Genomic DNA, 26,157 nt, shown 5'->3' with positions numbered 1-26,157 from the left:
CTGTTATAGCTAGGGCTTCCTCATACAATGGTTCAGCATCTTGATAGCGCTTTTGTAAGAAGTAAACCTTGCCTAAGTTGTTCAAGTAAGTGGCAAGGTCGGGATGTTCTTCTCCTTGTATCTTTCTTGTTAGTTCTACGGCAAGCATATAGCGTTGTTCAGCATCTTGATAGCGCTCTTGGGCGGTGTAGAGATTTCCTAAGTTGTTCAAGTAAGTGGCAAGGTCGGGATGTTCTTCTCCTAGCACCTCTGCTGTTATAGCTAGGGCTTCCTCATACAATGGTTCAGCATCTTGATAGCGCTTTTGGAAGTAGTAGATATTTCCTAAGTTGTTCAGGCAAATGGCATAGTAGGGATGTTTTTTTTCTAAACTGCATCTTACTACTAATACACATTGCTCACCCCAAGGTTGAGCAAGTGCATACAATCCCTGTCCCGAATAAAATCTACCCAAGCCAACAAAAGCCCAAATTAAATTTTCATCACTGACTGCATCAGTCAGATTTTGTGCCACTTCCGTTAAATGTGGAATAGCATCTTTGACTGATTCAATATCACGACGGATTGGCAAATCGGGGATTTTTTGAGCAATCGCGATAAAAATTTCTGCAAAAGCGCGTTTCAATTCATCGGCTTGTTTAGATGCTGCTTGTTTGACTTTTAAAAACTCCCGAATTAAGGGATGAATTTTGTAACCACTATCTCGTTCTGCTAGCCGTTGAATCAAATGAAGCTTGTAAAGTTGCTTTTTCGCCTCCTTCACATCTGCTTCTACCCAATTAAGAGACTTACTCGTGAACTCCACCCATTCCCAAAGTATGACATCTGGTGCAAATAAGCTTAATAATTCACCGACATATTGTGTTTTTTGATTGAGTTCTCGCCAGCTTAATTCAAATGCTGCTTTTACCCCACGCTTGGCTGTCATTTCTGTATCTTGCAATTGCTCCTCTTCTGGGTTAATTGCTTCATCTCGCAATTGTTGAGCCTTCAAGTGGTGTAACATTTCTGCTAGAGATAAATCGGGATCTTCTACCAAATACCGCCCCACTAACTCCAAACCCAGAGGTAAATAACCCAGCCACGCACACAAACTTTCTGCTACTCTTGATTCTTGTTTTACTCGTTGGTCTTGTTCGCCCAACACCTTTGTTAAAAATATTAAAGCATCCTCTGCTGAGAGCACATCTAGCGATATTTCCACAAAGTTGGTGTCTATCCGTCGCAGGCGCGTTGTCATCAAAATTCGGAAGCGGTTAGATTTTGGCAGTAGCTTGCGACAACTTTTCCAAGAAGTGACATCATCCAGTACAATCAACACTAGACCTTCGGTCGGTCGCCAGTTCTGCCAGAACCACTCTACTTGTTGTTCAGGATTAAGTTTTCGTCCCCCCAACTCCTGCGGTACTTCCAAATTCATGTTGAACAGGGCAAACTGCAAAATCTCTGCTGCTAAATCTGATTCTCTGGCATTTAACCAGCAAATTCCACCAGGGTAATCCGCTTCATGTTGTCGTACATATTGGGTTGCGAGTTCGGTTTTGCCAACACCACCCATACCAGAAACAGCAGAAATTGTCACTACGCTTGGTTGCTGCAACTTTTCTCGTAGTAGGCAAAGTTCATGCTGTCTGCCTACAAAATTGGCAGAACCTTGTAACACAACATTATTTGGGGGATTTAACTTTGTCCGTTCCCATTCGGACGACTGCAGTCAAATATTAAAAGTACTACCTCTTTGATCAATGGTTTGGTTTTGAGCTGCATTAATAGCTTTTTCGATGTTTTGGATAAATGTTGAAGGGTATGATTGTTGAGATTTTTCTACAGATGCTTTTATCTGTCTCAAAATTTCAGCCAAGTTTGATGGTGGATTAGTTTCTGCTGCTGTTGCCAATTCCTGTGCAGCTTGAGCCACTTCAGGATTAGCCTTAGCCGCAGATTCTACTTCTAGTACAGCTTTGCCATAATCGATTGGTTGAGAAGGTGCTTTCTCAATACCAACTACTGTATGGGGAGAGTGTTTTTCAAGGGTGACGAGAAATTGACCAGCTTTATTCCATATAGTTTCCCCTACCTTTTCACCCGTTTTTTCCACAGCCTTAGTCGCAATCAAAGTCCCAATAGCGATCGCACCAGCAGTTAATGGCTCCATATGCTACCTCGTAAGCACGGCATCCTATTTATTTCTTACCACATAATTTTTGTTGTCAATTCCGCAATCGAAATAAAAACTTATAGTTTAAGTTTCAGATCTTGATGCGCCAGTCAACATAAGGGCATTTTGATGGAAAACACAGAAAAAGCGGGTTATTTTTGACAAGCTTTCAATCTACAACATCAACTCGCTTTAACGCAGCCGTCAATTCTGTCATAAACTCAACAAAGACGCGAACTTTAGCCGAGAGATAACGTTTTTGCGGATACAACACTGCGATCGGTAATCCAAGTTGGGTCGTGTAGGATTGGAGAATCGGTTCGAGGTCTCCACGTGCGATCGCTTTGGCTGCAATAAATTTGGGAAATTGAACCACACCGGCTCCTTGAATCACCGCCTCTAAAATGACTTCTGAATTATCGAATCGCAGATAACTGTCAACGCAAAGGTCAATCAATTTTCCATCTTGTTCAAACTTCCAGTTAGATTCTCGCCTAGTCTGTGGATAGATAAAGTTGACACAGCGATGCTGCAGGTGCGACTGTCGCCATCAACTGGCGTGATTGGGTTTACTAGGTCGCTTGCGAACGCACTAGGACAACACATGTATTACTCAGGTATTATTGTGTCCTGAAAATCCACACCACTAACGTTGGCTCCCCTGAGTTTCGCTCCCTCAAGCTTAGCTCCTCTAAGATTAGCTCCTGCTAAGTTCGCTCCTTGGAGGTTAGTCCATCTCAAGTCAGCTTTACTCAAATCAGCTTCACTCAAATTAGCTCGTAACAAGTATGCACCACTCAGGTGAGCTTGCCTGAGATTAGCTTTGTACAAGTCAGCTTTGTAAAGGTAAGCGCCAATCACTTCTGCTTCGTACAGGTTTGCCTTACTTAAGTCAGCCGCAATTAAGTTCGCTGCGATTAAGTTTGCAAAACAGAGGTTAGCACGAATTAGCTTTGCATGACCCAAATCGGCATCTCTCAAGTTAGCGCCTTTCAACTCAGTCCCAATCAAGTTAGCCTCACACAGGAAAGCGCCTTTGAGATTCGCCTCAGTCAAATCAGCTCCAATCAGATTGGCATGACTTAAATCAGCTTGTGTCAGTGTAGCAGCGCTTAAGTTAGCAACACTGAAGTTAGCAGCGCTTAAATTAGCTTTGATGAGGTTGGCTGTGTAGAGGTTAGCGCCATTGAGTTCAGCATCTCTAAGATCTGGTTCAATTTGGGGATTTTTCCTTCTCCACTCATTCCATGCCAGCGCACCTATTTCTAATAAAGCTAGATGCTGAAGATTTGCCATTTTCTACTCCTGACGCCCACTCAAAGGATTTACTCGACCAGTTACATTTTCAATCGCCGTTAATGCTCCTTGAGCACCTGCAAGAATATCTCGTTCTTGTCCACCCAAGTAAAGCCGTCCAAAGCTCCCTACAGGTTGAACTGCTAGTATATTAATCGCCGCCGCTTTCTCTGCTTCATTTGCAGCCAGTGCAGCATAAGCAGCAGGCTCAACTTCTAATACATACAGCGTTTCCCCTGCTAGCAGCATTTGTCCCCGGTTCGTGCGATTGAGAAGCTGTGCTTGGTAAGCATCAATGTTACGAATAATCTGGTTAGAAACAACACGCGGTTTGAGACATTCGTGTTTTTTGACTCCCAGTGTCGCCAAAATGGCTTGACCAGCAGCTCGCGTTTCCCCTTGGGAGCTAGAATGAATTTCTAATAGACCATACAATCGTTCGACCACAAGTGCTCCTGGACGGACAGAAGCTGCTTTCAATGCTACATCAGTAATCCGATTAATTTCGATACCAGGAGAGATTTCAATCCATAGCGATGAATCTCCTGGTAATGGCAAGAAACCTTGAGCTACTGTTCCCATATATGCTGCATGTTGAGGTTGCAGGCTGTCGAGAAATACGAAACTGCGTAGTTCTATTCCCAAGGTTGTGCTCCAGTCATAAGGGGAAAGGTTATCTGTTGCAATATGTTAAGTGCAACCAACCTTAAACTACCATAGGGTGGGTACTAGAATTGCTGGGTTACGAAGTTTGTTTTTCAGTATCCTTTTCCCCTACACCGCTACACCCCTAGTTCTGGTCATTCGCGCTTGTTGTTGAGCCGCGCTCTTTTTCAAACCCAAAGAACGTAGAATTTGGACAGCAGCCATTTCACCTGTTCTACAACCACCTTCCATATAACCTTGGAATTTTTGCGAGCAATGTTCGCCAGCAAAAAATAGATTACCTACATTTTCTTGTTCAGCTCCTGCAATTGTTGTCCACTGTCCAACAAGATAGCAGGCATAGGAGGCTCTTGTATAAGGTTCTGTGGGCCAATACGCACGAATAGCTTCACCCTTGCGGACACTAGGAATTCCTGGGAATATCTTTTCTAGTTGTGTGAGCAGTTTTTGACCTTGGAATTCAGCGGAACCTTGCCCAAGAAGTAAACTGCTTTGACCGCCAGTAAAATTGGTGAGTAGACCATTTGAACCTGGTTGATAGCGAGAAGCTTCCCAGATGCTTTGAAAGTCAAGATCACTAGAGACAAATGCAGTTGAGTTATAGCGTGTGCGCCAGATGCGTTCTTGATAAGCGGTAATTAACTTGGCATTGTTACCATAACCTAATTGCGCGATCGCCTTCTTTTTTACTGCTGGCAAATCTACATTTAACGAGACTTGACGCAAAGTACTAAAAGGTAACGCCAGCAAAACTCGCTCATATGTTCGTTCAAAAGAGCGGTTACCAGAACGTAAACTGACTCGGTAACTACCATCGCTTCGAGTTGCGATCGCTTCTAATTCCGTCCCTGTTTCGATAGAATTGGTTAAAATTCGTGCTAACAAACGAGGGATCTGGTCATTTCCACCAACAATCTGATAACGTTCATCACTTTCAGCACTAATCTGAAAGCTCTTCGGATCTGTGCCAATAAAAAGCAGCATATTCAAACTAGACTGCTCTCTAGCTTCTCGACCGTATAAACCAGTGTAAGCAACTTGTATTCTCTGACTCAGAAGCGGGTGAACTTGTGCTTCCTCTAAGTACTGAGTGATAGAGGTATTATCTAACTTACTAGCAACCTGATTGTGTGTACGATAAGTGACAGGTATCTTGCCGATAGCGGCTAAATCTCGCTTGATCTTCTGCACCAATGGAGTGAACCACTGTAAGATTTCTTTTTCTGATATCTTACGCCCCTGAAAATACAATGTTCCTTGTATCAAGTCCTTATCAGCAGCAGACAAATCTGCTATTTGCAAACCTAATTCCTGCGCTAAAGAGCGTAAGCTAGTATGGTTTGTGTCAATAAATTCTCCACCTAAGTCTACAGGTATAGAAGTCCCTAAAGCATTTTGTAGCGTATATATTCGACCGCCAATACGATTTCTTGCCTCAACAATATCTACAGGAACCCCTGCTTGAGAAAGGCGATAAGCAGCGACGAGTCCAGCAATTCCAGCACCTACTACCAAGACTTTAGGAATTGTGGCATATGCAACCGAGTCACCTCCATCATCCCACGTCACTGCACTGATGGCACTTGCTAATCCCAAACCTCCATATATTAAGCGACGACGAGTGGTTTTTTGGTGGAAAATCTCAACTATTTCGTCTGTAGGAATTCCTGTTTCTAGAGACACCTGAGTGATTTTGTAAGCTCGCCGTAATAATGCCATCAACGCCGATCTCGTCATTGCATTTGCCTTTATTGTTTATTGTTATTCCAAGACAAATCACATCAGCTAGCTGATTAGCTGCCCTCATGAGTGTAACACTGTTCCTTTTGGTAAACGCAAAAATACTAGCTCCTTTCTGTGTTCTCTGCAGCTGGTTTAGCTAGAGCCATTCCTCTAAACCTGAAAAAGAAAACTGACACGTACAAAGCGTACATGTCAGTAGATTGGGTGCAAATTTTTCCAGTGACAATTGAAACGACCAAAATCGGAGTGTCAATATTAGCCCTAGGGATATCTGAAGATCTATTTATGATGACAAAATCAAGAAAAAAACCAGAAGTTTAGCTTCTGGTCACATATAACTAAGAGATAATTTTGTCAAGATTGACTAAGTATGAATTAATTCTCGTCTCGACCGTGAACTTCAGCAGGTGGACTGGTTGCTTCAACAGCGGTAAATGATTCTAGAATTTTGTAAGTGTGGGATGCTCCTTTTGGCACTACCCAGGAATTTCCAGGCTCCAATGAAACAACTTGACCTTCAATATGCAACTCGGCACGACCACTGATGACATAACCAACAGTTTCATATTCCCGTGTTGCGGGTTCTTTGGATTCATCAGGTTGTTCGTTTTCCCAAAGACGCATTGATACAGATTTACCAGAGGCGAGATATTTTTGACCTTGTTGACCTTTGGGAGAATGGGCGGAGTCTACTTTTTTAACGCTTGTGTCAGACATATTTGTTTCCTTAATTGGGTTTATGAAAAATGAACCGCGTAGACGCGGAGCGGCTTCCCGCAGGGTAGGGCGCTAAGGACGCTAAGGAAGAAAAGGAAGAGGAGAGTGAGTGCTAAACTTTGATGGTTTTGCCTGTGCGGGCGGCTTCGTAAATAAGCTGCATAAGTTTAACGTCTTGCAAGCCTTCTTCGCCCGGTGTTTTGGGTTGTTTGTTTTGTATGATGGACTCGGATAAGTGATCTATCTCTAGGGCGAACTGATTCTTGTCTTCAATTTTTTGCTCTTGGTTACCGTTTTTGCTTTTTAGAATCAAGCGATGTTTGTAGTAGTCTGTGGCTGGATCTAATTCCAAGACGGCGTCAGACCCGAAAACTTGTATGCGTTTGGTATTGGAGTAGCCGTAGCTGGAGCTGCAGTTAGCAAGAACGCCGCTAGGAAAACGTAGCACGAAGTTGACATTTTCCTCGACTTCCCGAAAGCGGGGGTCGTTAGGGGTGCTGTATATCATGGCACTAATTGCTACGGGTTCCTCGCCTGTGATGTACCGTGCTGCTTGTAAGCTGTAGATACCGATGTCGTAAAGGGAACCGCCGCCAGCTAATTTTTTTTGCGCGCGCCACCTATCTTGAGGTTCTTTGGGGTTAAGATTTCGTCCGTGATCTGAGGTGATTAACTTGAGCTTACCAAGTTTGCCACTTTGAGCAAGTTGAATGGTGGCGAGGTTGTATGGTTCGTATTGGGCGCGGTAAGCAATCATCAATTTGCGGTTTGCTTTTTTTGCCGCTTCAATCATTGCTTGGCATTCAGCTACAGTAATCGCCATCGGCTTTTCACACATAATGTGTTTGCCTGCTTGCACTCCACGAATACTGTATTCCGCATGTAACGCGTTAGGTAGAATGATATAAATAATATCTACTTCTGGGTTATTGCGGATAGAGTCATAGTTCTGGTAATTGTAAATATTTTTAGGATTGACGCTGTATTGCTGGGCATACTTCTCGGCTTTGGCGCGATCGCCACTCACCAACGCCACCAACTTCGACTTCTTACACTCCGCAAACGAAGGCATTATCTGTTTGGTGGCAAACTCACCCAAACCAACAATTGCCCATCCGAGCTTTTTTTCTGGAGGTAAAGATGGTTCATTGGATGGTGCTGGTGCTGCTTGGGCTAGGGTAGGCGCGGGTTTGATAATGTTTCCGACTGCCCCAACAACACTCAGTCCCATGAACCCAAAACCTGCCTTATATAAAAGAGCACGCCGAGATAGTTCTTTTTTTACAGAGTCAAACATAGTTAGTTATTAGTCGTTAATCATTGGTCATTTGCAGCAAAGGACAAATGACCAATGCCATTATGGTTTCAATACAACTTTGATGCAGTTGTCTTTTTTATCCTTGAAAATTTCGTAACCGTGGGGCGCTTGTTCCAGAGGTAAGGTATGGGTAATAATAAATGATGGGTCAATCTCCCCATTCTGGATGTGCTCAAGTAAAGGACGTAAATACTTATGGACGTGAGTTTGTCCCGTCTTGATGGTCAAACCTTTGTTCACAACAGCACCCATCGGCACTTTGTCCACAAAGCCTCCGTAAACACCCGGAATTGATACATGACCGCCTTTACGACAAGAAACAAGCACTTGGCGCAAGGCTGTAGGTCTGTCTGTTTCTAGACGCACTGCTTGCTTTGCTTTGTCGTATAACGCCATAAAGTCTGTGCCGTGCGCTTCCATTCCTACTGCATCCATCACAGCATCAGGACCACGACCGCCTGTCATTTCTTTAAGGGCTTCGCCAACATCCACTTCTTCATAGTTAAGAACTTCTGCTTTGCCGTATTCTTTCGCCATTTGCAGGCGTTCGGGGACACGGTCAATGGCGATCACACGCTCTGCACCCAGCAAATAAGCACTCCTGATGGCGAACTGCCCAACTGGTCCACAACCCCAGATAGCAACGACATCACCAGGTTGGATGTTGCAGTTTTCCGCTGCCATGTAACCAGTCGGAAAAATATCTGTCAAAAATAGTACCTGTTCATCCGTTAAACCATCAGGTATTTTGAACAAGCCTACATCGGCAAAGGGAACTCTGGCGTATTCTGCTTGACCGCCAGCGTAACCACCCAACATATGGGAGTAACCAAATAGACCTGATGGTGAATAACCCATCAACTTTTCAGCTATCCAAGCGTTGGGGTTAGAGTTGTCACACAGCGACCAGTAATCATGTTTGCAAAAATAGCAGTTACCACAGGCTATTGTGAAGGGAACGACAACGCGATCGCCCACTTTAATATTTTTTACTGCACTACCAACTTCAACGACTTCCCCCATGAATTCATGACCGAGGATATCCCCCTTTTCCATTGTGGGGATGTAGCCGTTGTAAAGATGCAAATCAGAGCCGCAAATTGCCGTGGAGGTAATTTTGACAATAGCATCTCGTGGGTTAATGATTTTGGGGTCTGGTACCGTTTCGACTCGCACATCGTTGGCACCATGCCAGCAAACTGCTTTCATAGTCTTTAGTCCTTAATGATTACTCATTCGTCATTATGGTGTAGGGACTTACCGTACCCTACACCATAAACTCTACTTATCTCACTCTGGCAGGCTCTTGATAGTATCCTTCTCGTGTTCCAGTTACTGGTTCAACAGTATTTTCAACTTTTCTTTCAGTTGACCTCAAAAATTCTTTTGTAGCGCGAGGAGTTTCTTCATCAAGATTGAGTTTTTCACGGACATTATCAGCAATTTCTTTTAGGGGGTTTTGACCGCTATTTTGAGATAGCTTATTGCCTTTGCTGAAATTGTCCTCATCGGGTGTTGCGTTGTAATGAGTAGCTTCTGGAGTTTTTACGGCATCACCCACTTTGTTGACTTTTTCGCGCACATTATCAGCAGTTTCTTTTAAGTTCTGTTTTGCTTGGTCAACTACGTTGTTATCGTTGTGATTTATTCTGCCAGCGCCTTCAGGTGTTCCTTTGTAATAAACACCTTCTGGACTGATTACCGTTTCATTAGCTTGGGCTTGTAATGCGCCATAGCCAAAAGCTTGGGTGACAAAAAATGTTAATCCAACTAGAAAAACTGTCAAAATCTTACGTAAGCGAGCCATAAAAATCCTCTGTTGTTTTTAATTTGCAGTACCTGAAGCTTTTCGCATAAATTTATGCATTCAAAGTCATTCGTCGTTAGTCAAAATTATTTAACTAACAACTTCATTTCTCGCCTGTTGCTTGTCCATCAGTAGTGGCAACTTCGCCTGCTTCCATTAACATCTTAAAGCGGCGCAAATCATCACCGATTTGCTGTTCTGGTTCTTCACCAAAGAGTTTGGCAAAAGCAGATGCTAAAGCACCACCAGGGGGGTTATATTCAACAACGACTTTAACCTCAGTTCCACGGTTACCAGGCGCTTTTTTGAAGCGGACAAAACCAGAGTTGTCAATATCTGCACCTTGCACTGAAGCCCAAGAGATAAATTCGTTTTCCCGGTCTTCAATAATATCTGCATCCCATTCCACACTTGCATCTAAAGGCGCAGTTGCGATCCAGTGAGAACGCTTATTATCGTACACCTTCACAGACTTGAGATGCTTCATAAAATTGGGCAGATTCTCAAAGTTATGCCAAAAGTGGTAAAGCTCGTCTGCTGGCTTATCAATCGTTACCGTTCTTTCTACTTTTATCACTTGAGTGACGCTACCGGTGATTGCTTGCTGTGCTTGCTTAATTGTGCTTTGTTTAGTTGCACCCTGATAAATTAGTCCGCCACCTGCCAAAGCCGTCAACACCCCTCTGAGGGAGCGTTGGCTTAAGCCCATTAACACCATTGCACCACCGCCAATTAACGAAGCCCAACGCTCAGTTTCACTGGCTTCTGTCTGAGCTTGACTCGATTTATTTTCCGATATTGATGCCATGTTCTTCGCTCTCCCTCTACTCTTAAAAAACGAACCACCAAGGCGAGGACAGTGGGCGGTGAGACCAGTGTTGCAGGAGGGTTTCCCTCCGTAGGCATCGATCTGGCGTTAGCGCAGCCAGACCGTTCGACCTCAAGCCGTGCCCGATAGGCGAAGCCGTGGCGTTAGCCATAGGGCTCAGGTCTTCCCCGATAGCCGTAAGGCGTGGCGTTAGCCATAGGGGTCTGCCGACTTGTAGACGCCCGCAGGGGCTTGCCAAAGGGTGGCGACTGCCCCTCGCAAAGTCTTTTCCTGATATTCTTTTGCTTCTTTACGCCCACGTGGTTCGTTCCACAAATACCTTACATTGACACAGCAGCCCCTGTAGTCGGTTTAGCAGGCTTAACGTCTGCACCCACCCGAGTGCGATACAGATCTACGAGTCGCTGCTCGTGTGTCAACAGGTCTTTGTGAATTTGTGTGAACATTGCAGTTGATACCGGGTCGGTTGTTGCTGGTATCAAGTTGCCAATATCGCCAATACCCGTTTGCACATCGCCCAAGGCAGAACGCAACTGGTAAATATCGTCACTTCCTGTAAGAGCGGTTTTGACCTTTGCGTACTGGTTCGCAATATTTGCGGCTATTGAAGGTTTTTCGCCTAGTTGATTTAGACGCGCTTCCAAAAATTCGATGTGGCGCTGTTTATTGCTAATCATCTCCTGAAACAGAGATTTTATTTGTTGATCAGATTCTTTCTCAGAGTACTTCTCCAACGCTTCCTGGGAATAACGTTCACCAGAAAGAGCTGTATTCAAAGCCTTAACAACCTCACCCTTGGTAGAACCACCCCAAGCATTAGCCAATTTCCACCATTCGGCTTTTGGATCTCTCTCATCTGGTAAAGCGGCTTCTTTACCACCATAACCCAAACGACTCAATAAAGCTGTGGTGAAAATTGGTAAATCTCCGGGTTGACGTGAAGTAATCAAATTTCCGTCAACTACTAAAGGCTCATCTACATAGTTAGCACCAGCATTAATTATGTCTTTGCGAATTGCTAAGAAACCAGTGGCTTGTTTTCCTTTGAGCAAGTCGCCTTCAATTAGAAGTTGTGGTCCGTGGCAAACTGCAGCTACCAATTTTCCTTGCTGCATTGCTTCTTGCACAAATCTGACTGTATTGGGGTTGATCCGCATTTTGTCGGGAGCCACACCACCGGGAATGACTACAGCATCAAATTCAGAAGCTATTGCTTCAGTTGTAGTCCCATCGGCTTGCTTAGAAACTTTGCCTTGTTTCCCTTTATAAGTTTCGTTTATACGAGAACCAAGAACAACGACTTCCATTCCCGCTTGCTTTAATGCATTGTAAGGCACTTGAAATTCTGCGTCTTCTACATCATTTTCGATGAGGATAGCAACTTTTTTCTTTCCAGTAGTATAGTTGACCATTGATTTTCCTTAATTCCTCGACTAAATGAACATTCAGTGCTTCAAGTATCATTCCTTAACTTTTTTTGTGAGTTGTAATCCGTCAGTCAGGATTTAGGACTTAATGACTTGCACTCTTTGATGCAGTGACTTCACTCGTTGGTGATACTGGGAAGAGTTAGACGTAATTATCTGAGAAATTAGCTTGAAATTATTCAAATTTAGCAGATGTTACAATATCTCGAAACACACAAAAAATAGCAACTCTACATGTAGAATCACTCAATAAATTTCTCAATTTATTTGTGATTTTAGAAAACAGTCAGGAGCTATGATTTTGAGTTCAATATGCTCAAAGCTTAAAGTCATAGTTCCTAACTACCTTATCACTCGACCATGAATTCATGTACTTACTTATTTTATGACATCTTAAAAACTTTTCTTCGTCGTTCTTTAGGGATATATTTTTTATTTTTTAAGTGAGATACAGATGTTGCTTTTGAACTAGCACTCTTCACAAAATGTCAAAAAAAATAGTTATGAGTTGTAAGTAGGTAAGAATTATCAGAAAAAATAATTTCTAATTTTCACCTCTTTAAACTCATAACTCTCCATGAAGTGGCTATAACGTGAATTGATACATATAAGACTATGCATCAATAAGTTCCTTCTCTTCATTCTTAAGGAAGAGATTGTTTTATTTCAAAAGTCATACTTCTTTAGGAAGACTACCCTTTGAAGATAAAGCGTTATCTTGAGGATGCAGCAAGGACTAGGATTATGGCAGAAAAAGAAGATTTAGCAAGGCAAAATAGTTATAACGAACTTGAAACAAATGATTTGCCAGAAGAAATTAGCGAATCTTACGGCACTGGTGTTAAGACAGAACCGGGGTATAATATTGGCGATCATAAACTGCGGACCCAAATCAAAAGAAATTCTGATGCCAATCCAGAACTAACAGCAGGGGATGTGGATGCAGCTTGGGAAACAGCAGCAGATGAAGGTGATGAAGCTGTAGGTGGTACCGCTCCTACTCCTGATCAAGATATTGTAGATGAACTCGGTGCTGCTGTTGGAATGGAAATGGACGACAAAGCCTTTTTACGCACAACAGAAATTTTAGATCAGCGTGATGATAACCGTTGGGAATTAGATCCAAAGTCATCGCAAGATTATCAAGACAGAAGAGACTGAATAACAAAGGGATGAGAGAGTCAGGGAGTCAGGGCTTCCTTCCCTTTCTCCTTTGCTAAACATTAATTGCTCTTTGCACGCAGTTTTGAGCGTGGAATTCTTGTGAAACATCTCCAGCATAGGGTATTGCTTTACCACTGTAACGTTGAACTGAATTGACTACGTGCTCAATTGGATCATTAAATAGTTAATTTACAACAAGTAATGCTCCTTATTTGGTAAATTTGTGGGCGTGCGCCCAAGGCGTGCGCCCTATGCCCCAACCAAACTCCGTTTGCTTGCCCTAAATCTCCGATTTGGGGAGAGGGGTTTTGGAAAAACCCCTCTAGGCAAAGAAGGGCGATCGCTTCTTCAATACCACTGACAGAGCATATAATAATTGCTATTTTGTCTTTAGAAATGTCTTCCATATTTTAACCTGCTGAAAATTCCGTCAACAACTCGGATTCTAGAATAAACAAGCCTTTTGATGGATGTTTTATGTTTTCATTTTTGGGTGTCTTCTGAAAAATCATCATAAAAAATGTAGAATTTTTCTAAAATCCCACTCTATTGTTTGTTTTCTTATTCTTCTGTTTGATTTCGATACATCTGCCTTGAGTGGGGTTAAATACTCAATAGACGTTTGATACCCTTGATAGTGTTGGTAATTTATGGCAATCGGAGTTTTTTATGACATCTACTCAAACGGGTGATCCAACTATTCGTGAATATGTTACAGCTTGGCAAGGGTTGGACGTAGATGAACAACTAGCTTTATTTTGGTTCGTTTACAAAGAAATGGGTGGTTCTATCACACCTGCTGCGCCTGGAGCAAGTACTGTTTCTCCAGAAATTGCTGACGGTTTGTTCAATCAAGTTAAAGAATTCTCCCACGAAGAACAGTTGCAATTTCAGCGTGATTTGATTAACAAAGCAGATACTGATTATACCCGGATGTACGGCTCCTTAAGCGATACAACCAAACTACTGTTTTGGTATCGCTTATCCCAAGGTATGGATCAAATTATTATCATTCCTATGCCTCCAGACTATAAGCTTTCCGAGGAAGCTCAACAACTGCTCAGCAAAATTATCCAAGTAGATTATGAGCAGCAAATCACTCTTTTCCGCGATTACGTTTCACCAATGGGTGCTGAAGCCAAACCAGGTGCACAAATCTAAAATTCTGAAAATATCAGATGACATAATTTTTGCTAAGTAGCAGACAAAAAATCATAGATGAGCACAGAGTTAATAGATTGTATTATTTACATCTGTGTTTATCTATGTTTACTAATTGGATATTTGCATTTTTCTCGGCTGTCTTCAGATACTATTAAAAATAGTATTGTCACAGGTAAATTGCACTTTCAGATGAAAGTTTGTGATTAAGTATTAAATATATAGATAAGTGTAAGTTAAAAAGTAGAATAATTGTAAAGCAAATTAGCTTTTAGCTATATTGATTGTGTAGTTTTTGGAAGGAATATAAGGAAGAATTTTTATGTTTAAAGAAGAGATATCTGTTAGACAAAATACTATCAAAAGAAAGCACCTTATTCAGAGCCTACTTACTGGTTTAATAATTGGTACAATTGCTGGTACGCCTGTGGGCTGGACTGCTCATCAATACTACTATCAGCAACGTCTAGCTCAAACTTTACTTTGTCGTGAACAGAATAAAAACAAACCACTTACAGTTGTTGATTCTATGTGTGGTCGAGAATTTTAATATATTTTTGACAAAAATCTGAATTTGAGGGCTACTTAGAACAGCAGATATACGCAGATGAATCCAGATTAACAGAGAAAAGGAGCGCACCGTTCAAAAAACGGTGTGCTCTGCGCCATCGCTCCTTGCTATGAAAAACTTTGGTTAAAGAGAGTGATTTCACTAAAGCTGAATCAACTTTGTAAAATCACTCCTCTTGTTAGCAATGTTTTAAGGATGAGTGTCAGTGTATGTGTGGATCACAACCACCGTCTTTGTTAGTATCCAGCTTACCCACAGACAATATGTTGCCTCATCCCTAACTTTTGCTCGAACCTTTCACACAGCCGTATTTTTAAGCATGACTTCCATACTCATAAGCACCCATATCAGTGCCAGCACCTTGAGGTCGTTGTACACTATCCAAGTCATGTTGATCATACTGACCAATTGCTGACGATCCAGATGCGAGGTGAAAGTCATTGCCTACTTGGGTTGACAAATCCTACTGACTAAACCTTGATGTTGTTGGTCTCCTTCATGTTGTCAATTCCAGTTCCACCTTCATACAGCTTGTCAAACTTGTTTGAGAACGAGTTACTATCCAAAGTCACATTGCCTGCATCTTCAATCAACCCATTCCGGTAGCTACTATTAGTAAACTTATTGTTGCGTACCACAATGTCGGTTGGTTTATAGCCGCCACTGACATAACCGCTGCCATCAATGTTAAGGGCTTGGACATTATTATCAACGGTATTGTTGAAAATTTCAACGTTACGAACGTTACTAGTCACGGCAATGCCGTTACCAGGATTCATACCTTCTTTTCCATTTCCAGAAACAATATTGTCGTAAACTCGGATGTTAGAGACATCCCCTTGTTCAGGCACTTCATCTGCAACAACAATTCCATCAGCAATGTTTCCAGTGACTACATTCTTGTAGACATCGATGTTAAATGAAGCAGAACGATTACCCTCTATGTAAAGAGCAGGGCCTCCTTGATAGCCTCCATATGTGCCAGAAAGCGAGGCTTGACCACTTATATTGTTGTCATGAACAGAGCCATTGCGAGAACCTGTTTTGACGTCAATACCTTCGCGTTTGCCATCTTTAACGGTATTATTAGCCACCTCAAACCCATCGACACCCCAAATGCTCAGGGACTCTTGTGTACCAGTTGGGTCAGATACAGAATTGTCGCCTGTGCCACCTGGCCATTTCTCATTGCTTTTTTCGACAATGTTGTTGAGCACCTTGATATTTTTACTAGTAACCTCAGCTTCTCCACCCTGGAAGTACTGGTCAGGCATGACGATGATGCCTGAAGAGCCAGAATTGTAGGTATGGTTGTTTTGAACAGTCATATTGTTGGCATCACGTAAAGCGATTCCACCCCAGGCACTATTCTGAATATTGAAGCCATCAATGGTCCAGTAGCCTTTGCCAGCTGACTGAATAAGTCCTTCTCCGAAGGCTCCATTATTAGGATCAGGGTCATTTATTGTGACATTACCATTGGCTTTAAGTGTGATATTACCAGACTCACTGTTACCAGATTTACCAAGGGTAATTTGCTCATTGTATGTACCTGGTTGAACCAGAATAGTGTCACCAGCCTTGACAACAGAGTTCTCCCCGACCGCATAATTAACAGTTTTCCAAGGTTTATCACTTGTACCTGGATTGCTATCATTACCATCCGGTGAAACGTAGTACATACCAGAGTTATTTGCTGTTGGCGTTGAAGAAGAGGGGGATGCAGGTGTCGTTGCAGAATTAGGGGATGGAGATGTGCCACTAGAATTGTTAAAGTCCTGAGTGAGCTGGTCTGGATTAGAGTCACCGACGAGGGTGTCTTGTCCTCCAGTCAGAGGATCTCCATTGCTACCACCAGAAAGATTGTTGTTGCCATTGTTGACGAGGCTTGGATCATAACTAGAGAGACCAGGCAGAGTACTGCTTGCATTATTGCCATTAATCTGAGTACCATTCCCACCAGAGCCGTTGTTAGTCCAAGAATCGATGGTATCTTGTACACCTTTGCAAATTCCAGTACCTTCTCCATTCACATTAAGAGTGGAATTTTGACTATTGCTGGGATTAGGGATGACATCGGGAATTTGTTGACCCGAGACATTGCTTTGAAGCGCCTGAGATTGAGAATCTGTATTGTTCATTATTTTGCCTCCATCAAGTTCTTCGTTAACGTCTTAACTGCAGATGACCCGAAGAAAGGCAGAACCCTGAATTTTAGAGCAATTGACTTAAGCCCTAAAAGCTCGCAAAAATTACGTGCTCACTGGAGCAACGCACGTTCAACCCAAATCTTCAACAACAGAAATAAGGCTTCTGTTTTTGAAGCTTTTTCAAAGTTAGGTAATTATGCAACAAGAATTGGGTAAATGCTTCACTCATTTCGGGCTTAGCCATTGTTTGGTGAATTTATTGAGAGATTTGGCCTAAGCACCCTTGAAGTTGGGATGAATTTTTTTCCTTTGTACATTATATCAGGACTTATGCAACGGTCAAGCACTTAAGTGATTTTTCTGCCAACTGCATCTAACTGGACTTTAGACTAATAATTTGATAAATTCTCACCAATCCTAGTCTATGTAGGGTTTTTGAGGTTCGCTTCCAACAAACCGCGAAAATTTGAGCTATTTGTCCAAAACTCTTTGTATGTAAACAGCTTGGCGTTTATATAGAAATTAATCTAAAGTCCAACATCTAAATTTTGGGCTTGCTTTTTTTGCGGGATGAATTAGGCAGCGATTAAAGACATAGGTAGCCGAATTTTTACACGTTTACATCCAAGTCCGGCTACATATTCAGAACTTACACACTGTAAAATAAAATCAAGTTTTGAGATTGCGGCAGATTGCGGGATCGCTGCACTCGCTGCGGATGTGAAGTTTGTCGTCAGGAGAGGATTCCCCCGACGAGCTTCACAGAATTGCGTTACGGTGCGTAAGTCCTAGTATTTCACCTGATACTGGTCAATTTACACTTTATGAAGATGGGTACGTGCAAGATCTGAGCCTAAGACTTGCGGCTTCGCAGCCAGCAAAAGATGAAAAAAACACCTTTTTCACGCCCTTCGGGTTCGCCAGTCGCCTCTGTCGGGAAACCCTCTCCGAAGTTGCCACAACGCGGGGAACCCGCGCAAGGCACTTCTCTCTGCAGCACTGGACTCACTGTTTACTGTTCACTGTAGTAGCCTTTTGTGCTTTAATTAGCTATGACTATTAAGTGGCGATCGCTCTTCAGTATGTATTCAATTTCTCTCATCAGTACTTTAGTGGTTGGCAGTGTATTTCTGGTGACAGGTATTGTCAAAGCACTCGCACCTCAGACGTTTATTATCCACATCACTAAATTGCAGTTGTTTTCCCAAAAGGTGAATCTAGCTGTTGCGATCGCCTTCACAATTCTAGAGTGTGTCCTTGGGATAGCGTTGATTTTACAGCTGTTTCCCCAGTGGCTTTTTCCCGGTACAATTGTTCTGTTATTGATCCTATCGGCTTTAACTTACTGGAGTACTTCGACCAAACGCACAAATGATTGTGGTTGCTATAACGGTCTGATTAATATTAGTCCCAACCAAAGTTTACTCCTCAACATCCTCTACACTGCTTTGATTGGGTTGGCTTGGTTTTATCCCGTCGCCGATATTTTAACAGTTTCCCAGCAAGTGAGCGCATTACTCATTTCTTTAGCAATCAGTTGTCTCGGGACTGGTGTTTCGTATTTGTATTTGTGGAAGAAAGAAAAACCTTTATTAGACTTATCTCTCCTTAAAGTTGATCGCCTTTGGCAACCCAAATGGATAGAAGAATACGCCGATAGCTTAACAACAGGTGACAAACTAGTTGTGTTTTTAATGCCGGGTTGTCAAATGTGCCAAAGCTGGATCAAAGTGCTAAAAATAGTTCACAAAAGACCTGATCTACCAGATGTAGTGGCAGGAGTTGCCCGAACACCGGAAGAAATTCAAGAATTTGTTCAACTTTATAATATCAACTTTCCGGTAGTGGCGATGAACCCGTTCGTCATGAGTCGCTTCGCTGAAGCCTTTCCAACTGGCGTATTGCTGGAGAACGGCATAATTCGGGAAAAATGGTTGGGGGTGATGCCACTAGCCTTTGTTCAACGCATCAAACCAAATTTATCTGTTGCTGAAGTTGCCAAGTCGTGAGAAAGCTAATTTTGATGAACTTGCAGCTAACTGGCTAACTAGGGCAAAATTATCTTATGTCCTTTGCCTTCATTAAAAGTCTCCTACCTCGACCTCAAACGAATCGCGTCCGTACCCCCACGCTACTGCAAATCGAAGCAACGGAATGCGGTGCTGCTGCTTTGGGAATTATTCTAGGTTATTACTCGCGCATTGTCCCTTTGGCAGAATTACGGCGTGAGTGTGGCGTCTCGCGAGATGGTAGCAACGCCTTTAATGTCATCAAAGCAGCGAGGAACTATGGCTTAAATGCCAAAGGTTTCAAACCGTCTTTAGAAAACCTCAAAACCCTTCCTCCCCCCTACATAGTCTTTTGGAATTTCAACCATTTTCTTGTGGTGGAAGGGTTCGCGAAAAACCGCGTTTACCTCAACGATCCCGCCGCAGGACGCCGAACAGCTTCCCTAGAAGAGTTTAGCCGCGCCTACACTGGGATCGTCCTGGCTATGCAACCAGGATCAGACTTTCAAAGAGGAGGTAAAAAAAATAATGTTGTTTCTGCTTTAGCCTCACGCTTGCAAAATTCGCAGAACACCATTATATTTTGCCTATTGGCAGGACTATTACTGACTTTTCCCAGATTAGCTGTGCCAGCTTTTACTCAGGTGTTTGTTGATGAAATTCTCGTCACTGAGCGCTCTGACTGGATACGACCGCTGATGTTAGGAATGGTTCTCACCGCTGTACTCCAGGGGTTTCTTGCTTGGCTGCGGCTGACTTCTTTGCGGCGGTTGATGCTTAAGTTGTCGGTGACAACGTCGGGGCAGTTTCTCTGGCATATTCTACGCTTACCAGTTGGGTTTTATGCTCAACGCTTTGCAGGTGAAATTAGCTCTCGTGTGCAACTGAATGACAAAGTTGCTAATCTCCTTTCAGGAACCCTTGCCACCACAATCATTGACACGGTGATGATGGTGTTTTACTTTCTGATTATGCTCCAGTACGATTGGGTACTGACGAGTGTTGCTCTTGGTTTTGCCGCGATAAACTTTTTTGCTCTACAGTTTTTATCGCGAACAAGAGTAGATGCCAATATGAAGCTGGCACAGGAATATGGTAAGGTCAACGGGGTGGCGATCGCCGGTATTCAAACCATAGAAACAATCAAAGCTTCCGGGCTTGAGTCTGACTCGTTTGCTAAATTCGCGGGGAACTATGCCAAAGCCCTCAACGCTCAGCAGCAATTAGCTTTACAAACTCAAATTCTGACAGTATTACCAACACTTTTGACGGCGCTGACAACCACTTCTATATTATTTCTCGGCGGTTATCGAGTGATGAACGGTAACCTGAGTATTGGGATGTTAGTTGCTTACCAAAGTTTAACAGCCAGCTTTCTAGGGCCAATTAACAGTTTGATTAATTTTGGCAGTATGTTGCAAGATTTAGAGGCTGACTTAAACCGCCTTGATGATGTACTACAAAATTCGGTCGATGCAGAAGCCTTACGGGGAGCACCCCAGCAGGAAGCAGGGGAAGCAGGGGAGAATTACCAATTACCAATATCCTTTCGGTTGCAGGGTTATGTTGAGTTACAAGATATTACCTTTGGCTATAGCCGTGTAGACAACCCTTTGATTGAGAACTTTAGCCTAACTCTGAAGCCGGGACAACGAGTGGCGATCGTGGGAGGGAGTGGTTCTGGTAAGTCTACAATTGCTAAGCTAGTTTGCGGTTTATACGAACCTTGGTCCGGGGGAATTTGCTTTGATGGCGTACCGAGAACTCAGATTCCTCGCTCTGTTTTGGCGAATTCTTTGGCAATGGTAGAACAAGATATTTTTCTGTTTGGTGGGACGGTTCAGGAAAATCTTACCTTATGGGATTCAACAGTCTCACAAACAGATTTGGTGCGGGCTTGCTCTGATGCAGTCATTCACGATTTGATTGAATCTATGCCTGGGGGATATGATGCAAAGCTGATTGAAGGAGGAATGAACATCAGTGGTGGACAGCGCCAGCGTTTAGAAATTGCTCGTGCATTGGTTCGCAATCCAGCGGTATTGGTTATGGATGAAGCGACTTCGGCGCTGGATGCTCAAACAGAATTGATTATTGATAGGAATTTGCGGCGACGTGGTTGTTCTTGTATTGTGATAGCGCACAGACTCAGCACGATTCGCGATTGTGATGAAATTATTGTATTGGAGCAGGGAAAGGTGGTGCAGCGGGGTACGCATGAGGAGTTATGGGACTCAGGGGGGAAATATGCTAGCTTGCTGCGTACTGAAGAATGATTAAATTGCTGCGTTGAAGAGAGGATGGTTACAATCCTGCACGGACTGCTATATATGAAATATACTTTAGTGGTTCTGGTTTACCGATACCCTCAAAGGGATTTTGCATCACACCCGTCACCAAATCCAAGATTTTCGACGCTTTGTCAAAATCTTGCTTGAACCACCAAGCCAAATCTTCTTTGAATTTAGAACTAAAACCAGGAGTGCGATTCACAACAACTGGCTTAATTTCCTCAGCTGAAGCTTTCTTTTTCTTCTTCTTGTTCAATCCCCAACTCCTGCTGAAGTTCTGCCATAGTTTGAGGTTGAATCTTTCCTGTTTTTGACTCTTCTATTGCATCCAGTAGGTGACGTGCATTTGCAGGCGATCGCAAAAGATAAACCGTTTCAACCAAACTCACTAAATCTGACTCAGCAATCAAGGCTACGTTTTCGCTATCACGACGATTGATGATATACACTTGATGATTTTCTACTACCAGGTCTAACAGCTTAAAAAAGTCATTTCTGGCATCGGTTGGGGATGTGATTTTGTAGGATAGCATCCATTTATGTACAAACTTCTGTACATATATTCTAAATTGTCAATCATCTTGCTGACAATTTCTAATATTACAATTAGGCAAAACATTAGACATAGGCGTGAAAAACAATGTAGAGACGTTTCATGAAACGTCTCTACAAGGGTTGCAGACAACGCACAATTAATTTCTGGAGATGTCTATTAGATGAATATGCCAAAAAGTACCGAGGCTTTTGCCAACAGTATAAACCCAAACCAAAACCAGCTAGCAAGTCTTACTGGGGAAAGTAATATAAGCTGCTAGCTGGTCAGAAAGTTATTATAAAGTTCGCTAGTGTCAAGTGCCAATTGACACTTTGGAACAGTGCAAGGTATCTAAGTGCTGGGTAGGGATTTTGCCAATATCATGAGCGAGAAATTTGAGATGTCGGAAATAAAATAATTGCTACTTAAACTAACCAGAAATTTAAGTGCATCGCCATGATAATTGTCTAATCAGATTCTAATTTATTTCCGTCTCTTACCCTACACGGCCATAAGTCAGCGTCTTTTAGTGAATGAAACCGCTCTGCCCTGTTGAGTGGACAAACAAGTTTGTCAGCACTAGTTGAACTTTCTGTATTTAATACAGATTTGGGTAGATGTGAAATTAAATTCTAGCTATACCACAGGTAAAACTAGGGACTAGGGTAAGTACCCAGGCTAAAAAGTAAAGGACCTGTTAAACCACCAACAAGAGGAAGTCCGGCAGTTGAAACACCAAGACCTGTAACAAGATTATTAACAGGGCGAGGGAGGCCTTGACCAAGAACATCAACAGCAGCGGCAGCGGTTGTAAGAACACCGCCAACATCATCACCAATTGCTCCACCGTTGATTGCCATTAAATCAGCATCAGACAGTTCTTCAAGCTCAAAAGTGGTTTCAAATTCGTTACGTGCGTTCATTTTTTTGTTACCTTGTCTTTTGTGTGCTTTCACTCGGTCTTGAGTGAATGTCTTTTATAGTACTTGGGTTGTGACTAGATTTGTATCTACTTATTGAAATATTTATTATTAGTCAAATTTATACTAAAGTGTATTTACTTGTATGCCAAAGTCTGATATTATGTGCTTTTTTTTAGTCTGAAGTTTATCCATGCGTATGTACTAATAAAGCCTGAAAACCTTGCTGTACAATCAATCTAAAGTGTGGTTCTTGCACTGTACCCATGTTGTCATTGCTGGAAATCAAGGCACATTAATAGGTAGGCGAAAAAGTTGAGGAAATGTGTTGCTATCAACTTGCTGTATAATAACTATACTGTATTACTGCCAATATCTGTGCAAAAAGAAATTTATTATTAGCGCGAATAGTCCGCAGTGGGTGGAACAATGTAAAAGTACTACCACGGGTGCGCGATCGCCGTTGATCTACCGTAACGCTTGTTGAGCAGAGCTACGCAATAACAGTTTAGAAATATGGAAGTCCTGTACCGCCTTAAAGGAAATGAACGACTACTGCTAGATGACCCAGAAAAAGTTTGGGTTGTCGTGAGTGGACATGTATCATTGTTTGCCACAAAAGTCTCCGATGAGATGCCTTTGGCTTCTGGGCTTTCTGAGGCGGCTACAAACGAGCATCGCCGTTATTTATTCAGTGTAAGTGCAGGTGAGGCGTTGTTTGGTGCAGCAACCAAAATCGGTGAATCCTTGAGTTTAGTAGCAATAGCAATTGAGGCAACAGAATTATCCCAAATTTCCATCGCAGATTTGGTAGCATCAGGTGCAGTAGCGGGTGAAACAGGAGCGATAAGCCGGAGGCTTGAGGCTACGCATATCGACCTTTTACAGGGTTGGATAAACCACTTAAGTGAAATATTCAGCACCGAACCCACAGCAGGAAATTTTTCTCATTATTTATCCTTAATAAAACCAGAAAATGCGGCTTCACTGCCAAGCATTTTGACTGAGTTACATTCTGAATTCTTCAACTATTTAAATTCACTGCAACAACAGGAAACACAGACAGCCTTTCGCCAATTTCAACAACGAGAGCAACTCAACCGTCAGGTTGTCAATTCGGCACTCTCTAAGTTAGCTTCTGTGTTGCAACCGGAGCAAGAAGCTGTATCTTTTCAAGGAACACCCCTGCTGGTGGCGGCGGGTGCTGTAGGACGAGCAATGGGGATAACGATAAATCCTCCAGCGCAGTCTGAGGACATCAGCCGAGTCAAAGATCCAGTGGAGGCTATTGCTCGCTCCTCCCGAATTCGCACTCGTCGCGTGGTGCTAGAGTATAACTGGTGGCTGAGTGAGTATGGTCCACTCTTAGCTTATACCCAAGAAGAACAACGTCCAATCGCTTTGTTACCAGCAGGTAAACATTATATTTTCTTTGATCCAGTTGCACAAACTCGCACATTTGTCAATCACGCAGTAGCGGCAAGGCTAGCACCGCAAGTATACCAGTTTTACCGACCGTTACCCAAAGTTATCAATAATGCAGTTGCGTTGTTTCAGTTTGGCATTAAGGGTTATGAAAAAGACATCATTTTAATTCTGGTAACTGGGATAATTGGTAGCTTATTGGGGATGGTTGTGCCGCAAGCAACAGCGCTTTTGGTGGATAATGCAATTCCGGATAGCGATCAGAGTTTATTATCGCAAATAGGACTGGCACTGTTTGCGATCGCCTTTGGAAGATCAGCTTTTGGCTTGTCCCAAGGGATTATTTCATTGCGAGTGGAAAACGCTGCTGATAGTAGTTTGCAGCCTGCAATTTGGGATCGACTCCTGAGATTAAGTCCAGCATTTTTCCGCTCTTATTCCTCTGGCGACTTACTAAACCGGACTTTATCAGTAAACCAAATTCGTCGGCTACTATCGGGAGCAACGCAACGCACCCTGTTAAGCGGACTGTTTGCTTTACTGAATTCAGTGCTAATGTTTGTTTACAGTTGGCAACTCGCTTTAGTTGGGGTGGGCGTAGCTTTGCTAACAGCTGCAATCACTGCTGTCTCTGGCTTGCTATTAGTTCGCTTTTCGCGACGGCTGCAAGAATTGGATGGTGAAATTAGTGGGTTAACAATACAACTTATAAATGGAGTCGCCAAGTTGCGAGTAGCGCAGGCAGAAGAACGAGCGTTTGCAGCTTGGGCAAATCAGTACAGCCAAAGAACAAGACTAACAGCAACATCGCAACAAATTAAAGACAGTGTTTCTGTGTTGAACGAAGTACTATCTTTGCTTACTTCGGCACTGTTGTTTGGGTTGGCGGTGGTGTTTCTGCAAAAGGCTCAAGCAACTGGTAGCGGCGGGTTCACAACAGGAACATTTTTGGCGTTTAATTCCGCGTTGGGAATTTTTATCGGGGGAGTCAGCAACCTCAGCAATACTCTGATTACTATTTTGGCGATTGTACCACTGTGGGAGCGGGCAAAGCCGATTTTGCAGCAGGAGATGGAATACGATTCTAACAAAATTGATCCAGGACGCTTAACGGGTCGTGTCCTTTTAGACCATATTAGCTTTCGTTATCGTGACGATGGTTCGCCAATTCTTGATGATGTCAGTGTTTACGCACAACCAGGGGAATTTGTCGCGATAGTTGGACCATCCGGAAGTGGGAAGTCAACGATATTGAGGTTGTTGTTGGGGTTTGAAACTCCATTCTCAGGAAAAGTGTACTACGATGGTTTTGATTTGGCAGAATTAGACCTTGTGGCAGTGCGAAGGCAGTTCGGGGTAGTGCTGCAAAATGGTCGAATTGGATCTGGCTCAATTTTTGAGAACATATCTGCCTCTGCGTTGATATCGCGCACTGAAGCTTGGGAAGCCGCGCGGATGGCGGGGTTTGCTGGTGATATTGAGCAAATGCCGATGGGGATGCACACAGTTATCAGTGAAGGTGGTACCAATCTTTCAGGAGGACAACGGCAGCGATTATTGATTGCTAGAGCACTTGTCAATAAGCCAAAAATTATTTTAATGGATGAGGCGACTAGTTCTTTGGATAACCGCACACAAGCGATCGTTACTGAAAGTTTAGATAAATTAAATGCAACTCGGATAGTGATTGCTCACCGCCTCAGCACAATTCGCAATGCTGACCGAATTTATGTGATGGAAGCAGGGCGCGTCGTACAGGTGGGTACATTTGAAGAATTAGCCGAACAAGAGGGGCTGTTTTCTGATCTGGTCGCCAGACAAATGGAATGAAGAAGGCTTTGTGCTTTGTTTCCAGTTGTCCTTTCGATAAGGTACTACCTGTCATTGCGAGTGAAACGAAGTGGAGCGTTCGCGAAGCGTGTCCGTTCGGCTTTGCCGTGCCGCAGGCTCAGGACTCAGCGGAATGAACC

General features: G+C 43.0%; 25 protein-coding genes. 6 read left to right on the top strand and 19 right to left on the bottom strand.

Annotated features, from left to right (window positions below):
• The 13 genes from AC5590_RS32890 to AC5590_RS32830 all read right to left on the bottom strand — a co-directional run.
• Positions 1–1,663 (bottom strand): tetratricopeptide repeat protein (locus AC5590_RS32890; RefSeq protein ID WP_169267431.1); only part of this gene is annotated, 1,663 nt, incomplete at its 3' end.
• A gap of 51 nt (positions 1,664–1,714) precedes the next feature.
• Positions 1,715–2,155, bottom strand: coding sequence for a hypothetical protein (locus tag AC5590_RS32885; protein ID WP_169267430.1), 441 nt, complete (start codon positions 2,153–2,155; stop codon positions 1,715–1,717).
• A gap of 172 nt (positions 2,156–2,327) precedes the next feature.
• Entirely contained in the window at positions 2,328–2,669 is a 342-nt protein-coding gene (locus tag AC5590_RS32880) for a LysR substrate-binding domain-containing protein (protein ID WP_256379407.1), read from the bottom strand.
• 98 nt (positions 2,670–2,767) lie between these two features.
• Entirely contained in the window at positions 2,768–3,454 is a 687-nt protein-coding gene (locus AC5590_RS32875) for a pentapeptide repeat-containing protein (RefSeq protein WP_169267429.1), read from the bottom strand.
• A gap of 3 nt (positions 3,455–3,457) precedes the next feature.
• Complete coding sequence (ccmP, locus tag AC5590_RS32870) at positions 3,458–4,099, bottom strand: beta-carboxysome protein CcmP (protein WP_169267428.1); 642 nt, start codon at positions 4,097–4,099, stop codon at positions 3,458–3,460.
• A 129-nt stretch (positions 4,100–4,228) separates the two neighbouring features.
• On the bottom strand, positions 4,229–5,857 hold the full coding sequence (locus tag AC5590_RS32865) for a flavin monoamine oxidase family protein (RefSeq protein WP_169267427.1): 1,629 nt from the start codon (positions 5,855–5,857) through the stop codon (positions 4,229–4,231).
• A gap of 381 nt (positions 5,858–6,238) precedes the next feature.
• Positions 6,239–6,580, bottom strand: coding sequence for a cupin domain-containing protein (locus AC5590_RS32860; protein WP_169267426.1), 342 nt, complete (start codon positions 6,578–6,580; stop codon positions 6,239–6,241).
• Between the two features lie 112 nt (positions 6,581–6,692).
• Complete coding sequence (locus AC5590_RS32855; protein ID WP_169267425.1) at positions 6,693–7,877, bottom strand: Gfo/Idh/MocA family protein; 1,185 nt, start codon at positions 7,875–7,877, stop codon at positions 6,693–6,695.
• A gap of 60 nt (positions 7,878–7,937) precedes the next feature.
• Positions 7,938–9,107, bottom strand: a complete 1,170-nt coding sequence (locus tag AC5590_RS32850) for a zinc-dependent alcohol dehydrogenase (protein WP_169267424.1) — start codon at positions 9,105–9,107, stop codon at positions 7,938–7,940.
• Between the two features lie 76 nt (positions 9,108–9,183).
• Entirely contained in the window at positions 9,184–9,705 is a 522-nt protein-coding gene (locus AC5590_RS32845) for a hypothetical protein (RefSeq protein ID WP_169267423.1), read from the bottom strand.
• Positions 9,706–9,808: 103 nt separating this feature from the next.
• A complete protein-coding gene (locus tag AC5590_RS32840) occupies positions 9,809–10,513 on the bottom strand; it encodes an SRPBCC family protein (RefSeq protein WP_169267422.1) in 705 nt (234 codons plus the stop codon).
• Between the two features lie 210 nt (positions 10,514–10,723).
• Positions 10,724–10,849 (bottom strand): hypothetical protein, encoded by a 126-nt coding sequence (locus AC5590_RS32835; RefSeq protein ID WP_498824353.1) that lies wholly within the window; start codon positions 10,847–10,849, stop codon positions 10,724–10,726.
• Between the two features lie 5 nt (positions 10,850–10,854).
• Positions 10,855–11,946 (bottom strand): DJ-1/PfpI/YhbO family deglycase/protease, encoded by a 1,092-nt coding sequence (locus tag AC5590_RS32830; RefSeq protein WP_169267421.1) that lies wholly within the window; start codon positions 11,944–11,946, stop codon positions 10,855–10,857.
• A 759-nt stretch (positions 11,947–12,705) separates the two neighbouring features.
• On the opposite strand from AC5590_RS32830, the gene AC5590_RS32825 reads away from it, so the two are divergent.
• Positions 12,706–13,122 (top strand): DUF6335 family protein, encoded by a 417-nt coding sequence (locus tag AC5590_RS32825; RefSeq protein WP_169267420.1) that lies wholly within the window; start codon positions 12,706–12,708, stop codon positions 13,120–13,122.
• A gap of 179 nt (positions 13,123–13,301) precedes the next feature.
• Here the strand turns inward: AC5590_RS32825 and AC5590_RS32820 are convergent, their stop codons facing one another.
• The gene (locus tag AC5590_RS32820; RefSeq protein ID WP_169267419.1) at positions 13,302–13,532 is read right to left on the bottom strand and encodes a hypothetical protein; all 231 of its coding nucleotides are present in this window, start codon (positions 13,530–13,532) and stop codon (positions 13,302–13,304) included.
• Between the two features lie 262 nt (positions 13,533–13,794).
• On the opposite strand from AC5590_RS32820, the gene AC5590_RS32815 reads away from it, so the two are divergent.
• On the top strand, positions 13,795–14,286 hold the full coding sequence (locus AC5590_RS32815; protein WP_169267418.1) for an orange carotenoid protein N-terminal domain-containing protein: 492 nt from the start codon (positions 13,795–13,797) through the stop codon (positions 14,284–14,286).
• A gap of 322 nt (positions 14,287–14,608) precedes the next feature.
• Complete coding sequence (locus tag AC5590_RS32810) at positions 14,609–14,836, top strand: hypothetical protein (RefSeq protein WP_169267417.1); 228 nt, start codon at positions 14,609–14,611, stop codon at positions 14,834–14,836.
• 334 nt (positions 14,837–15,170) lie between these two features.
• Here AC5590_RS32810 and AC5590_RS32805 read toward each other — a convergent pair whose 3' ends face one another.
• Together AC5590_RS32805 and AC5590_RS32800 are read right to left on the bottom strand one after the other, a co-directional pair.
• Positions 15,171–15,317 (bottom strand): choice-of-anchor Q domain-containing protein, encoded by a 147-nt coding sequence (locus AC5590_RS32805; RefSeq protein WP_246162731.1) that lies wholly within the window; start codon positions 15,315–15,317, stop codon positions 15,171–15,173.
• 10 nt (positions 15,318–15,327) lie between these two features.
• On the bottom strand, positions 15,328–16,998 hold the full coding sequence (locus AC5590_RS32800; protein ID WP_248277357.1) for a right-handed parallel beta-helix repeat-containing protein: 1,671 nt from the start codon (positions 16,996–16,998) through the stop codon (positions 15,328–15,330).
• Between the two features lie 1,061 nt (positions 16,999–18,059).
• Between AC5590_RS32800 and AC5590_RS32795 the strand changes: the two genes are divergently transcribed.
• Complete coding sequence (locus AC5590_RS32795) at positions 18,060–19,016, top strand: MauE/DoxX family redox-associated membrane protein (RefSeq protein WP_169267416.1); 957 nt, start codon at positions 18,060–18,062, stop codon at positions 19,014–19,016.
• A gap of 56 nt (positions 19,017–19,072) precedes the next feature.
• Positions 19,073–21,292, top strand: a complete 2,220-nt coding sequence (locus AC5590_RS32790) for an NHLP family bacteriocin export ABC transporter peptidase/permease/ATPase subunit (RefSeq protein ID WP_169267415.1) — start codon at positions 19,073–19,075, stop codon at positions 21,290–21,292.
• A gap of 28 nt (positions 21,293–21,320) precedes the next feature.
• On the opposite strand, the gene AC5590_RS32785 is transcribed toward AC5590_RS32790, so the two are convergent.
• The 3 genes from AC5590_RS32785 to AC5590_RS32775 form a co-directional block, all read right to left on the bottom strand.
• Positions 21,321–21,563 carry a type II toxin-antitoxin system YoeB family toxin gene (locus AC5590_RS32785; protein ID WP_169267414.1) on the bottom strand — a complete coding sequence of 81 codons (243 nt, stop codon included), beginning with the start codon at positions 21,561–21,563 and terminating at the stop codon, positions 21,321–21,323.
• The gene (locus AC5590_RS32780) at positions 21,529–21,840 is read right to left on the bottom strand and encodes a type II toxin-antitoxin system Phd/YefM family antitoxin (protein WP_169267413.1); all 312 of its coding nucleotides are present in this window, start codon (positions 21,838–21,840) and stop codon (positions 21,529–21,531) included. The genes AC5590_RS32785 and AC5590_RS32780 overlap by 35 nt, the downstream gene beginning before the upstream one ends.
• A gap of 655 nt (positions 21,841–22,495) precedes the next feature.
• Positions 22,496–22,765: a hypothetical protein gene (locus AC5590_RS32775; RefSeq protein ID WP_169267412.1), complete on the bottom strand. Its 270-nt coding sequence runs from the start codon at positions 22,763–22,765 to the stop codon at positions 22,496–22,498.
• A gap of 513 nt (positions 22,766–23,278) precedes the next feature.
• Here AC5590_RS32775 and AC5590_RS32770 point away from each other — a divergent pair.
• Positions 23,279–26,017 (top strand): NHLP bacteriocin export ABC transporter permease/ATPase subunit, encoded by a 2,739-nt coding sequence (locus tag AC5590_RS32770; protein ID WP_169267411.1) that lies wholly within the window; start codon positions 23,279–23,281, stop codon positions 26,015–26,017.
• The last annotated feature ends 140 nt before the right edge of the window (positions 26,018–26,157 follow it).

This window comes from Brasilonema octagenarum UFV-OR1, from assembly GCF_963888615.1.
GTDB classification, from domain to species: Bacteria; Cyanobacteriota; Cyanobacteriia; order Cyanobacteriales; family Nostocaceae; genus Brasilonema; species Brasilonema sennae.
This window is presented reverse-complemented; position numbering and strand designations above follow the sequence as displayed.